Annotated in this window: 11 protein-coding genes and 3 tRNA genes; 12 read left to right on the forward strand and 2 right to left on the reverse strand. The window is 65.0% G+C overall.

Features of this window, described 5'->3' with window-relative positions; genetic code table 11:
* From H4O11_RS01310 to H4O11_RS01355, 10 genes are all read left to right on the forward strand, one after another.
* The gene (locus H4O11_RS01310; protein ID WP_343042752.1) at positions 1-678 is read left to right on the forward strand and encodes a MotA/TolQ/ExbB proton channel family protein; all 678 of its coding nucleotides are present in this window, start codon (positions 1-3) and stop codon (positions 676-678) included.
* 3 nt (positions 679-681) lie between these two features.
* Positions 682-1,104 carry an ExbD/TolR family protein gene (locus H4O11_RS01315; RefSeq protein WP_182337640.1) on the forward strand — a complete coding sequence of 141 codons (423 nt, stop codon included), beginning with the start codon at positions 682-684 and terminating at the stop codon, positions 1,102-1,104.
* On the forward strand, positions 1,101-2,849 hold the full coding sequence (gene msbA / locus H4O11_RS01320) for a lipid A export permease/ATP-binding protein MsbA (RefSeq protein WP_182337641.1): 1,749 nt from the start codon (positions 1,101-1,103) through the stop codon (positions 2,847-2,849). The genes H4O11_RS01315 and msbA overlap by 4 nt, the downstream gene beginning before the upstream one ends.
* Entirely contained in the window at positions 2,849-3,868 is a 1,020-nt protein-coding gene (gene lpxK / locus H4O11_RS01325; RefSeq protein WP_182337642.1) for a tetraacyldisaccharide 4'-kinase, read from the forward strand. Before msbA ends, lpxK begins: the two co-directional genes overlap by 1 nt.
* 37 nt (positions 3,869-3,905) lie before the next feature.
* Entirely contained in the window at positions 3,906-4,682 is a 777-nt protein-coding gene (kdsB, locus tag H4O11_RS01330; protein WP_182337643.1) for a 3-deoxy-manno-octulosonate cytidylyltransferase, read from the forward strand.
* A gap of 24 nt (positions 4,683-4,706) precedes the next feature.
* Positions 4,707-6,119 carry a hypothetical protein gene (locus H4O11_RS01335; protein ID WP_182337644.1) on the forward strand — a complete coding sequence of 471 codons (1,413 nt, stop codon included), beginning with the start codon at positions 4,707-4,709 and terminating at the stop codon, positions 6,117-6,119.
* A complete protein-coding gene (gene uvrC / locus H4O11_RS01340) occupies positions 6,116-7,957 on the forward strand; it encodes an excinuclease ABC subunit UvrC (RefSeq protein ID WP_182337645.1) in 1,842 nt (613 codons plus the stop codon). Before H4O11_RS01335 ends, uvrC begins: the two co-directional genes overlap by 4 nt.
* Positions 7,958-7,966: 9 nt before the next feature.
* Positions 7,967-8,590, forward strand: a complete 624-nt coding sequence (gene pgsA, locus H4O11_RS01345) for a CDP-diacylglycerol--glycerol-3-phosphate 3-phosphatidyltransferase (RefSeq protein WP_182337646.1) — start codon at positions 7,967-7,969, stop codon at positions 8,588-8,590.
* Positions 8,591-8,639: 49 nt separating this feature from the next.
* A tRNA-Gly gene (locus tag H4O11_RS01350) sits at positions 8,640-8,715 on the forward strand.
* Between the two features lie 110 nt (positions 8,716-8,825).
* Positions 8,826-8,901, forward strand: a tRNA-Gly gene (locus H4O11_RS01355).
* 211 nt (positions 8,902-9,112) lie between these two features.
* Here the strand turns inward: H4O11_RS01355 and H4O11_RS01360 are convergent.
* Positions 9,113-10,213, reverse strand: coding sequence for an aldo/keto reductase (locus H4O11_RS01360; RefSeq protein WP_182337647.1), 1,101 nt, complete (start codon positions 10,211-10,213; stop codon positions 9,113-9,115).
* A gap of 96 nt (positions 10,214-10,309) precedes the next feature.
* On the opposite strand from H4O11_RS01360, the gene H4O11_RS01365 reads away from it, so the two are divergent.
* Together H4O11_RS01365 and H4O11_RS01370 are read left to right on the forward strand one after the other, a co-directional pair.
* Entirely contained in the window at positions 10,310-11,209 is a 900-nt protein-coding gene (locus H4O11_RS01365) for a LysR family transcriptional regulator (protein ID WP_182337648.1), read from the forward strand.
* Positions 11,210-11,435: 226 nt separating this feature from the next.
* A tRNA-Gly gene (locus H4O11_RS01370) sits at positions 11,436-11,511 on the forward strand.
* Positions 11,512-11,617: 106 nt separating this feature from the next.
* Here H4O11_RS01370 and pdxR read toward each other — a convergent pair.
* Entirely contained in the window at positions 11,618-13,042 is a 1,425-nt protein-coding gene (pdxR, locus tag H4O11_RS01375) for a MocR-like pyridoxine biosynthesis transcription factor PdxR (RefSeq protein WP_182337649.1), read from the reverse strand.
* Between the last annotated feature and the right edge of the window lie 21 nt (positions 13,043-13,063).

Consider the following 13,063-nt stretch of genomic DNA (forward strand, 5'->3'; position numbering starts at 1 on the left):
GTGTGGGAACTGGTCAAGGCCGGTGGCTGGCCGATGGTGCCGCTGCTGTTGTTGGGTGTGCTGGCTTTGGCGATCGTCCTGGAGCGTTTCTGGTCCCTGCGGCGTAACGAGGTCCTGCCGCCAGCGCTGGGCCAGGAGGTGCGCAGCTGGGCCGCGCGCGGCAAGCTCGATCCTGCCCACCTGCAGGCGCTGCGCGCGAACTCGCCGCTGGGCGCGCTGCTGGCGGCGGCGCTGGAGGCACGCAATCGACCACGCGAGCAGATCCGCGAGCGCATCGAGGATACCGGGCGCCATCTGGTGCACCGCATGGAACGCTTCCTCAATGCGCTGGGCACCATCGCATCGGCTGGGCCGCTGCTGGGCCTGCTGGGCACGGTGGTGGGCATGATCCAGATGTTCCTGGGCATCCTCGACCATGGGGTCGGCGATGTGAACCAGCTTGCCGGTGGTATCGGCAAGGCGCTGGTATGCACCGCCACCGGCATGATCGTGGCCATTCCCGCGCTGATGTTCCATCGCTATTTCAAGGGCCGCATCAACGGTTATGTCATCGAGATGGAACAGGAAGCGTCGGCCCTGCTGGATGCGCTGGATGGGCGCTCCGGGGTAATGGCCGGCGCCGCACGTCCGCATGCGCCTGGTGCCACCGCCGCCCGTCCGGCTGCGGCCAAGGCCTGACGGATGCGCATCCGCAACGACCGCGCGGCCGACGAGCCGCACATCGACCTGGTGCCGCTGATCGACGTGATCCTGGTGCTGATCATTTTTTTCGTCGTCACCACCACGTTCGACGCGCGCTCTACGTTGCAGGTGCAGCTGCCGCATGCCAGCCAGCAGGCCGACAGCGAGCCGCCGCGTGCGTTGAGCATCCTGATCAATGCCGACGGCCGCTATTTCGTCAACGACCAGGAAGTGCTGCGCACCGACCTGGATTCCGTAAAGCAGACCATCGCTGCGCTGGCCGGTGACGACCGGCAGCAGTCGGTCCTGCTGCGTGCCGACGCACGCACTCCCTACCAGGCCGTGGTCACCGCGCAGGATGCGCTGGGCCAGCTGGGCTTCCGCCGTATCGCCATCGCAACCGCTCCCGAGGTGCGTCAATGAGTTCCAGCCACGCGCCCGTCTGGCCGATCTACAAACGTCTGCTGGGTTACACCCGGTCCTATTGGGTGTTCATGGTGGCCGCGGTGATCGCCATGGCCGTGGAGGCCCTGGCCGGCTATTACTTCACCAGGTTGATGGAGCCGCTGGTCAATCGCGGGTTCGTCAATCCTGAGCCGCGCATGGCGGTGATCCTGCCGCTGACCATCCTGGGCCTGTTCATGATGCGCAGCCTGGCTACGCTGACCAGCGACTACACCCTGGCCCGCACCGGCCGCAGCGTGGTGCGCGACCTGCGTGAGCAGGTGCTGGAAAAGTACCTGCACCTGCCGTCGTCGCATTTCGACAGCGAGGCCACGCCGGTGATGGTCAGCCGGCTGAACTTCGACACCGAGCAGGTCACCCAGGCCAGCGCCGATGCGTTGAAGACGCTGGTCGCCGATACCCTGACCATCATCGCGATGCTGGTGGTGATGCTGCAGATGAGCGTGAAGGTCACACTCGCCATGCTGGTGGTGGTGCCGCTGATCGGCCTGATCGTCTCCTACGTGGGCAAACGCTACCGGCGGATCAGCCGTGGCATCCAGGACGGCATGGGCAGCATGGCGGCCACCGCCGAACAGTCGCTTTCTGCACAGCAGGAAGTAAAGGTCCACGGCACCCAGCAGCATGAGATGACCCGCTACGCACGGCTGGCCAACCGCATGCTGGGCTTGAACATGAAGGTGGAGACCACCCGCGCGCTGGCCTCCAGCACGGTGCAGTTCCTGGCTGCGCTGGCACTGGCGGTGATCGTCTGGGTGGCCACCCGCGAAGCACTGGTCGGCAAGCTCAACGCGGGCCAGTTCATGGGCTTGATGACCTCGATGATGGCGATCATTCCGTCGCTGCGCCGGCTCACCAGCGTGCAGACCTCGATCTCGCGCGGTGTCGCCGCGGCCGAACGCCTGTTCTCCATCCTCGACATGCCGGTGGAGCGTGATCATGGCACCCGGCGCGTCGAGCGGGTGCGCGGTGAACTGGCCTTCGAACACGTGATGCTGCGTTATCGCGAAGACACGGGAACTGCGCTGGATGACATCAGTTTCGTGGCGCGCCCGGGCACGGTGACTGCCGTGGTGGGGCGTTCCGGCAGCGGCAAGACCAGCCTGATCCGGCTGGTGCCGCGCTTCTACGAACCCAGTGGCGGCCGCATCACGCTCGATGGCGTGGCGCTGGACGACTACCCGCTGGCCGACCTGCGCCGGCAGGTGGCGATGGTGGGGCAGAAAGTAATGCTGTTCGACGACTCCATCGGCGCCAATATCGCCTATGGCATGGATGCCAGCGAAGCGCAGATCCGTGCCGCTGCCGAAGCGGCCAATGCCTGGGAATTCATAGAACGCCTGCCGCAGCAACTGGACACGCCGGTGGGCGAGAATGGTGCGCTGCTGTCCGGTGGCCAGCGCCAGCGCCTGGCGATCGCCCGGGCGATCCTGCGCGACGCGCCGATCCTGATCCTGGACGAAGCCACCGCAGCGCTGGACAACGAATCCGAACGGCTGGTGCAGGACGCGCTGCAGCGGCTGATGCCCGAGCGCACCACGCTGGTGATCGCGCATCGCCTGTCCACCATCGAACATGCCGACCAGGTGCTGGTGATGGACCAGGGCCGTATCGTCGAACGTGGTACGCATGCCGAGCTGCTGGCAATGGGCGGCCTGTACGGGCACCTGTACAACATGCAGTTCCGCGAAAGGCAGGCCTGATGTCCGGCAAGGGTACGCAGACACCGGCTTACTGGTACGACGGCTCGACACCGCCCTTGGGGATGCGCCTGCTCAGCCCGCTGTACGGTGCGGTCAGTGGCCTGCGCCGGCGACTGTATCGACGTGGCTGGCTGAAGAAGCGCAGCCTGCCGGTGCCGGTCATCGTGGTCGGCAACATCACCGCAGGTGGCACCGGCAAGACGCCGCTGACCATCGCGCTGGTGCAGCGGCTGCGGGCAGCAGGCTGGAAGCCCGGCGTGGCCAGCCGCGGCTACGGCCGCGAACAGGCCGAGAGTGCGCGCTGGGTGCAGGCCGACACGCCGACCGCACTGGGCGGCGACGAGCCTGTACTGATCGCCTGGAAGACCGGCGTGCCGGTGCGCGTGGACCGCGACCGCGTGGCAGCCGGCAAGGCGCTGGTCGAAGCAGGCTGCGACGTGATCGTCTGCGACGACGGCCTGCAGCATTATCGGCTGGCGCGTGACATCGAGATCGAGGTGGTCGACGCGCAGCGTCGTTACGGTAATGGCCTGCTGCTGCCTGCCGGGCCACTGCGCGAACCGGTGGCGCGCGCATCCGAATGTGATTTCAGGGTGGTCAACCTGGGGGCTTCCGGCCCCGACGGCCAGGGCGGACAATGTGGCTTCGGGCAATGGGCGATGACCCTGCAGATCGACAGCGCCCAGCCGCTGGCCGGTGGCCGGCTGCAACCGCTGTCTGTGTTTGCCGGACAGCGCGTGCATGCCGTGGCTGGCATTGCCCATCCGGCGCGCTTCTTCGAGATGCTGAGGGCAGCGCGGATCGGCGTGGTGCCGCACGCCTTCGCCGATCATCATGCCTACCAGCCGCAGGACCTGCATTTTGGCAGTGAGCTGCCGGTGCTGATGACCGAGAAGGACGCGGTGAAATGCCGTGCCTTTGCCAATGACTGGCACTTTGCCATACCGCTGCAGGCCGATCTGCCTGCAGCATTCTGGGTGGCCCTGACGGACCGCCTTGAGAAGCTGCGCACGGGCTGACCTGCCGTGCGCGATGCCCTTTCCAGGAGAGCCCTGCATGACCGGATTCGTGGTTGCCATTCCCGCCCGTTACGCGGCATCGCGCCTGCCCGGCAAGCCGCTGCGCCTGTTGGGCGGTGAGCCGCTGGTGCTGCACGTTGCACGCCGCGCGCTGCTGGCTGGTGCGCGCGAGGTCTGGGTGGCGACGGACGACAGGCGCATTGCCGATGCGCTGGATGGAATGGACGAGGTGCGGGTAGCCATGACCGACGCCGGCCATTCGTCCGGCACCGACCGGCTGGCAGAGTGCGCGCGCATTGCCGGTTGGGATGATGCGACGGTAGTGGTGAACCTGCAGGGCGACGAGCCGTTCGCCCCCGCGGCGGGAATCCGCGCCGTGGCCGAGGCACTGGTCGATGGCACGGCCCCGATGTCGACCCTGGCCACGCCGGTGGAGGACGCCGGGACCCTGTTCGACCCCAACGTGGTCAAGCTGGTGCGCAACGTGCGCAACGAGGCGATGTACTTCAGCCGCGCCCCGATCGCCTGGCACCGCGATGGTTTCGCACGCAGCCGGGAAGTGCTGCCGCAGGGCGCGCAGTGGCTGCGGCACATCGGCATCTACGGTTATCGTGCCGGCTTCCTGCAGCAGTTCGCGGCAATGCCGCCGGGCACGCTGGAACAGATGGAATCGCTGGAGCAGTTGCGGGTGCTGGAGGCGGGTTTCCCGATCAGCGTGGGGCTGTCGCCGGCACCGTTTCCGCCCGGCATCGATACGCCGGAGGACCTTGAGCGTGCGCAGGCGCTGCTGGCCGCTGGCACGACGATTGCATGACGCCGACTCCGGCATAATCCGGGTATGAATGCCCAACCCGTCCAGGACCTTCCCGAGTTCGCCAGCTGGCTGAATGCCAGTCCGTCCACGCTTGCCGAACTGCGGGGCCGCCCATTGGCCCTGTTGTTCGTCAACGCGGCCTCGGTCTGGTGCGCGCAACGCCTGACCGACGTGGCGAACTGGCAGTCACGCCATCCCGGCCGCCTGCAGGTGCTGGTGCTGCAGGTGCCCCGGTTCGATTTCGAACGCGATGAAACGTCCGCGCTCAAGCTTCTGCGCCGGCAGGGCCTGAGCTCGGCCGCGCTGCTGGACGGCGATTGGGATGGCTGGCGCCGGTTCGGTGTAACGGCGTGGCCAACGATGGTGTTGATCGACGCCCATGGCCGCGAGAGTGGCCGCCTGGTGGGGTTGGGGCAACCGGGTGAACTGGAGCGCAGCCTCAATGGCCTGTGTGCTTCGGTGCAGGCTGCGGATATGCCGCCGCTGCGCGAACTGCGGCCGGAACCCAGGCTGCCCTTGTGCTTCCCGACCGGGTTGGCGGTCACCCCCGAGCGGCTGTACATCGCCGATAGCGGCCATCACCGCGTACTCGAATGCAGCCACGGCGGACGCATCCTGCGCCAGTTCGGCCAGGGCACGCCCGACCTGATGGACGGCGATCCCCAGGAGGCCGCCTTCAACCGGCCCCAGGCGCTGGTGCTGGAGCGCGATGCGCTGTACGTGGCCGATACCGGAAACCACGCACTGCGCCGTATCAACATCATCACTGGCCAGGTCGATACGTTGTGCGGCAATGGTCGCCCCGGGCAACCCAGCGAAGGCATGTTCGATGATCCGCGTGCGGTGCAGCTGAACCATCCCACCGGGCTGGCCGTGGCCGACAACGAACTGCACGTGGCGATGGCCGGCGATAACCGCATCTGGAGCTATCACCTGGGGCAACGCCGCCTGCACTGGCGCGCCGGCAGCGGTGCCATCGAAGAACGCGACGGCAGCGGGCACCTGGCTGCCTTCGCGCAGCCCACCTCGCTGGCGGTGGTGCAGCAGGCGCTGTACATCACCGATGCACTGGGCTCGTCGGTGCGCAGCCTGCAGTTGCGCGGCGACCTGGTGCAGACGCTGGTCGGACAGGGATTGTGGAGCCAGGGGGACGAAGACGGCCCGCGTGGCCAGGCCAGCCTGCAGTTCCCGCAGGCGATCGCGCTGAGTCCAGACGCCCCGTTGCTGTGGATAGCCGATACCGGCAACGGGCGCCTGCGCATGCTGCGGCTGGGTGGCGGTGAACTGGCCACCCAGGCGCTGCCGCGGCGCCTGCATGGCCCCGCCGGGTTGGCTGCCGGTTCCGGTGCGGTGTGGATTGCCGAGACCGACGCGCATGCCGTGCTGCGTTTCGATCCTGCCAGTGGCGTATTGAGTGAAGTGCCGATCAGCGAATGAACGATGTACCCGCTTTTGATGGCAAGGCGTTCGCGGCGCGGCTGAGCACCGCACCCGGTGTCTACCGCATGTACGGCGCAGAGGACATGCTGCTGTATGTCGGCAAGGCGCGCGCGCTGCGCAACCGCGTGGGCAGCTACTTCAACGGCAGCCCGAAGAACGCGCGCATCATGTCCATGCTGTCGCAGATCGTGCGGATGGACGTGACCGTGACGCGCTCGGAGGCAGAGGCGCTGCTGCTGGAAAACCAGCTGATCAAATCGTTGTCGCCGCGGTACAACGTGTCCCTGCGCGACGACAAGTCCTATCCGCACGTGTTGCTGACGCGCGAACCGTGGCCACGAATCGCACTGCACCGCGGGCCACGCGCGGTGCCCGGACGTTACTTCGGGCCGTACCCGGGCGTTACCGCGGTACGCGAAACGCTCAACCTGATGCACAAGCTGTTCAAGCTGCGCAGCTGCGAGGACAGCGTATTCCGCAACCGCTCGCGGCCCTGCCTGCAATACCAGATCGGGCGCTGCAGCGCGCCCTGCGTGGAGCTGGTCGCGGCCGGGGACTATGCCGAATCGGTACGACGTGCGTCGATGTTCCTGGAAGGCAAGAGCGACGAGCTGGCCCGCGAGCTGGGCGAGCAGATGCAGGCGGCCAGCGAGGCGCTGGAGTTCGAACAGGCCGCGCGGCTGCGCGACCTGGTCAAGTCGTTGCGCAGCATGCAGACGCGCCAATACGTGGATGGCCGTGCGGCGGACCTGGACGTGCTGGCGGTGGCCACGCGTGGCACGCAGGCCTGCGTATTGCTGCTGGCATTCCGTGATGGACGCAACATGGGAACCCGGCCGTTCTTCCCGCGCACCAATGGCGAAGAAAGCCCGGAAGAGGTGTTGGGTGCGTTCGTGTCCCAGTATTACGTCGAATTCGAACCGCCGCGCGAGATCCTGCTGGATCGCGAGATTCCCGATGCTTCATTGCTGGAGGTGGCACTCTCCGCGTCCGCCGAACGCAAGGTGCAGCTGCGCTGGAACGTGCGGGGCGAGCGCGCAGGCTACCTGGAGCTGGCCAGCCGCAATGCCGAACTCACCCTGGCCACGGAGTTGAACAGCCGCGACTCGCAGCATGCGCGCAGCGAGGCGGTACGCGAGATGCTGGGCCTGGCCGAGCCGGTGAAGCGGGTGGAGTGCTTCGACATCAGCCATACCATGGGCGAGGCGACGGTGGCCTCGTGCGTGGTGTTCGATGCGGCTGGCCCGGTGAAAGCCCAGTACCGTCGCTTCAACATCACCGGTATCGAACCCGGTGATGACTATGCCGCCATGCGCCAGGCCATTGATCGCCGGTTCCGGCGCGCGGTGGAAGAGCAGGGCGTCTTGCCGGATGTGCTGTTGATCGATGGCGGTGCCGGCCAGTTGGCGCAGGCGCAGGAAGCACTGGCCGACCTGGGCGTGGAGGGTGTCATGCTGGTCGGCGTGGCCAAGGGTGCCGAACGCCGCGCAGGGCACGAAGCACTGGTGCTGCCTGATGGGCGCGAGCTGCGGCCGGGCGCCGCATCCCCGGCGCTGCAGTTCATCCAGCAGGTCCGTGACGAAGCCCATCGCTTTGCGATCACCGGCCACCGTGGGCGCAGGCAGAAAGCCCGGATGACCAGCAAGCTGGAAGACATCCCCGGGATCGGTCCGCGCCGGCGTGCGAGCCTGCTGAAGCATTTCGGCGGCCTGGTCGGCCTGAAGGCGGCTGGGGAAGCGGAAATCGCCCGGGTTGAAGGCATCAATGACGCCCTGGCGGCGCGTATCTACGCTAACCTTCATGGACTGCCCGAGCCGAATGCGGCGGGCGAGTAGAGAGAAAAGATGACGTTGACCCTTCCCACCTGGCTGACCCTGCTGCGGATCGTGATGATTCCGGTGTTGGTACTGGTGTTCTATCTCCCCTATACGTGGACCAATTTTGCCTGCGCGGCATTGTTCGGCCTTGCGGCCATCACCGACTGGCTGGATGGCTGGATCGCGCGCAGGTACCAGCTGGAGTCCGCCTTTGGTGCGTTCCTGGATCCGGTGGCCGACAAGCTGATGGTGGCCGTGGCGCTGTTCCTGATCGTGCAGGGGCATCCCACGCCCTGGATGGCGTTCTGGGCGGCGGTCATCGTCGGCCGTGAAATCGCGGTGTCGGCGCTGCGCGAATGGATGGCCGAACTGGGCCAGCGTGCCAAGGTGGGCGTGGCGATGATCGGCAAGGTCAAGACCACCGCGCAGATGGTGGCGCTGCTGTGCCTGTTGTATTCGGTGGCGCCGAACACGGCGGTCGAGGCGATCTGGATGGGGCCGACGGTCTTCCATATCGGCGACTGGACGCTGGCGATCGCCGCGGTCCTGACCCTGTGGTCGGGCCTACAGTACCTGCACGCGGCGTGGCCCAGCCTGCGTGAGGACGAGCGCGCGGCGCGTGCCCGGGCGCGGTTGAAGAAGGGCGGCTGAGCGGGCCTGTTGACACGTTTGTGAAGACAGGTAGAATGCCGCCTCCCAAGCGGGAATAGCTCAGTTGGTAGAGCGCAACCTTGCCAAGGTTGAGGTCGCGAGTTCGAGTCTCGTTTCCCGCTCCAGTATCCTGGAAAGAGGCCGAAAGGCCTCTTTTTCGTTTGCCGGGCCAGCCCGGCGCCGCGCTGGGGTTTGTTGACAGCGGCGGGCATTCCGGTAGAATGCCGCCTCCCAAGCGGGAATAGCTCAGTTGGTAGAGCGCAACCTTGCCAAGGTTGAGGTCGCGAGTTCGAGTCTCGTTTCCCGCTCCAGATGTTGATCTGCAGACTTTTACTGGCGTCTGCAGGTCGTTGAAAAAAGGAGCTTCGGCTCCTTTTTTCATTCCAGCAAAAGCCACGGGAATCCACCGACGGCCTTAGGTTCCATAGCCCGCGTGGCTGGCAAACCAGCTCGGCATCCTGTCGCGTTCTTGATGCCACTGCAGGTCCCGATCCAGCCTCCACGGCCCCATCCAAGCGCTTGTCATCGTCCCCAGGGTTCTACGGAGCGCCCGCCGAAGACACGTTCTCGCGGTAGGCCGAAGATGAAATAGGGGTTCAGCAAGGGAGGGTGCCCCACCGCGTCCAGTCGCGACTGCTGATCGGTCGTCAATTCGATATCGATGGAGGCAACATTCTCCAGCAGTTGCTCCGCTCGGCTGGCGCCGATCAGCACCGAAGAGACGCCCGGTCGTTTTGCGACCCAGGCAAGCGCGACCTGCGCCATTGGACGGCCGACCTCTTCAGCGACCTCTCGAAGGACATCGACGATGCGAAAATTCGTCTCGGTAAACAGCATGCCGCCGACCGGATTGTCGCCATTGAGGCGTCCGTCGCTTCCGCCCATGTTCGTCTCGCCTGACCGGTTGGGCAGGCTTCCGGCGGGGCCGGCCTCGGCAAGCTTTTCCCGGCCATATTTGCCGGTCAAGAGGCCTGCGCCGAGGGGGCTCCAGGCAACCAGGCCCAACCCAAGGGCATTGCCGGCGGGAATTATTTCCAGTTCGACGCCACGGTCGATGAGGGAATAGGAATACTGCAAGCCAACAGGTTGGGGCAAACCGTGCGCGGTCGCTAGTGTGGTGATCTGCGTGGCATACCACGCCGGCGCGTTCGAAAAACCGTAGTACAGGATATCGCCACGGCGGACAGCGTCCGTCAGGGCGCGCAGCACCTCTTCCGGCGGGGTGGTCTGGTCCCAGACATGGGTCCAGAAAACGTCGATATAGTCAGTTCCGAGCCGCTTCAGCGATCCCTCGATGCCGTCGCGGATGTTGCGCGCCGAATTTCCACCGGCAAGGGGTGTGTCCTGACGCCGTGGGAATCCGGATTTGGTTGCAATGACCATCCGGTCACGGTTGCTGTGCTCGGCAATGAATCGGCCCAGCATCACTTCGCTGCTGCCGCCCGAATAGACATCGGCGGTGTCTACAAAATTACCGCCGACATCGACATACGCGTCGAAGATGGCGCGCGAACTCCGTTCATCAGCGCCCCACCGTCCCGCACCGAAGGTCATTGTGCCGAGAGCCAGTGGGCTTACCGCAAGACCTGAACGGCCGAGTGTACGGTAGTGGGTCATGTTCATTGCTGCATCTCCCTAATTAGTAGAACATGAAATGGGTTGATATCCTGCGATTATTAGGGGGATGTCGTGGCAAGGCCTTATGAGCTGGATGCAATAATGAGACGCGGAAACCTGGACGATCTGGCGGCATTCGCAGCAGTGGCGAGAGCGCGCAGCTTCACGCGCGCGGCGGCGGAGATGGGCCTATCCCCGTCCGCTCTCAGCCATGCAATGCGCAATCTGGAAAAGCGCCTGGGTGTGCTTTTGCTGGCGCGAACCACGAGGTCGGTCTCTCCCACGGCCGCAGGGGAGCGCCTCTTGCGATCGCTCGATCCTGCCCTTGCCGAAGTGGCCAGTGGCCTCGCGGCGCTGGCAGACTGGCGCGGAGCTCCATCCGGCACTGTGCGACTTACGACCCTTCATTATGGCGCTCGAACGGTTCTCGCATCGCGGCTTCCAGCCTTTTTGCTGAAACATCCCGATGTGTCGGTGGAGGTAATCGCCGACGACCGGCCTGTCGATATAGTGGCCGAAGGTTTTGATGCCGGCATCCGCCTCGGCGAGCAGGTTGACAGCGACATGGTTGCAGTACGGCTCGAGCCTGACGTCCGCGCCGTAATCGTAGGCACGCCGGACTATTTTGATCGTCATGGCAAGCCCCGGATACCTCGAGATTTGGAGGCCCACATCTGCATCAATTATCGCCTGGTGGGCGGCGGCGGGCTGCGTCCATGGACTTTCGTGCGCAATAATCGTGAGATTACTGTTCGTACCAAGGGACAGTTGATCGTCAATGATGGACTTCTCGCCGCTGCCGCCGTGCGAGCTGGCGCAAGCCTGGGCGGGCTGATAGAGCATGAAGTCGCGGAAGAGATAGCACAAGGCCGGCTCGTCAAGGTACTCGACGATTGGTGTCCGAGTTTTCCGGGATGCCACCTTTACTATCCCAATCGGCAGATCACGCCGGCGTTAAAGGCTTTGATCGAAACGCTGCGCTGGATGCCAGGTCAGCGTTGATGCCCTGCACCTGGCAACGGAGCCGCGACGAGCAAACCTTGCAGTCGTCGATACAGGTCCGATGCGAGATTCGTTTCCCCTTCAGGATGCCCGGGAAGAGACCGTCGAGGTCTCTTTTTCTTACCTCCCAGTGCCGTTCCGACCTGTCCGGTGTGACATGAACAGGCTTGACGAGGTGAAGGAATTTCGACACAATATCGCTTCTTCGGCGCAGGTTGAAGAGACTGCGGGAATAGCTCAGTTGGTAGAGCGCAACCTTGCCAAGGTTGAGGTCGCGAGTTCGAGTCTCGTTTCCCGCTCCAATACATGGTCTGCAGACTTCCATGTCTGTAAATCGCTGGAAAAAGGGGCTTCGGCCCCTTTTTTAGTTCCAGTCATCCTGGATAGGCTGGCGCCCCCCGGTGCGACTCAGCACCTCGCCAACACGGTCTTGAGGCGCCGAACGGATGCCATGGCCTGGTCAGCCGTTGCGAAGTTGGCAAATCCCATCAGCAAGCCTCCCTGCGATGACTTGCGCATCCGCCAGTTGCCCAATGCCTGGATTGCGAGCCCTTTGGCCTCAGCGGTGGCGGCCAGGGTCTTGTCATTCTGCGCGGTGTCCAGGTGAGCCAATACGTGGATGCCACCCGCCTGTGGCTGCACGTGCAGGCGTTCGCCCATCGCCTGCCCCAGCGCATCGACCAGATAGCCACGCCGGGCCGCATACAAGGTTCGCATCCTGCGCAGGTGCCGGCCAAAATGCCCCTGTTCCATGAAGTCGGCCACCATGGACTGGGTCAGGATGGACCCGGGGCCGGGAAGGTGGTCGACGGCGTCCCTGAACGTGCCGATCTGCGAGGCAGGAACCACCAGATATGCCAGTCGAAGACCGGGAAACAGCACCTTGCTGAAGGTGCCTGTGTAAAGCACCCGTCCGTCACGATCCAGGCTTTTCAACGCAGGCAGGGGCCGACCGTGGTAACGGAACTCGCTGTCGTAGTCGTCTTCAATGATCCAGGCGCGGCGGCGGTTCGCCCAATCCAGCAGTTCCAGTCGCCGTGGCAACGAAAGGGCCACGCCCATCGGGCTTTGGTGGGTCGGGGTGACCACGGCGAAGCGTGCGTGGGCGGCGCGTTGCTGGCCAATGCCCACGTTCAAGCCCTCCTCATCGACGGGTACCGGCTCCAGGCGCATTCCTGCACGCTGCAGGAACTGCCGCGCGAAGATGTAGCCCGGATCCTCGTACCAGCCCAGGTCCCCCGCCTGCAGCAGGGCGTGACGCACCAGTTCCAGCGCCCCTCGATAGCCTGCGGTGACAAATACCTGCTCGTGCGAACAGACGATGCCGCGCGAGAGGCCCAGATAGGTGGCGATGGCACGCCGCAGAGGAGCGAATCCCGCTGGGTCGGGGTAGGTCATTGCTATCGTCTCCAGGGTGCGCAGGTTGCGTCCGGCCAGGCGCGCCCAGGCTTTTCGCGGGAACGCATCCAATGCAGGAAGGCCGAGCCGGAACGGCAAGACTTCACTGTCCGCGGTCTGGGAGTGCGGTGATGCGTGCACCGTAGATGCAGGCGCCTTGGCGTGGCCAGGTCCAGCCAGGTTTCCCAGCTTGGGAGACACGACCGTCCCGGCCGCGCCTCGCGCGACGAAGTAGCCCTCGTTTGCCAGCATCTGATAGGCCATTTCGACCGTGCCTCGCGCCAGGCTCAACTCGCTGGCAAGGCTGCGCACGGATGGCACGCGATCTCCAGGGAGGAGTTTTCCCGCTGCAATCGCCTCACGGTAGCGCCGATACAACTGCAGGTAGATCGGTGCATCGTGTTCCTGGCTTGGTTTCAGATGCTGCAGATTCATACGCAATGCCCCAGTAATCTA

The organism is Stenotrophomonas tumulicola (genome assembly GCF_014117215.1).
Taxonomy (GTDB): domain Bacteria; phylum Pseudomonadota; class Gammaproteobacteria; order Xanthomonadales; family Xanthomonadaceae; genus Stenotrophomonas; species Stenotrophomonas tumulicola.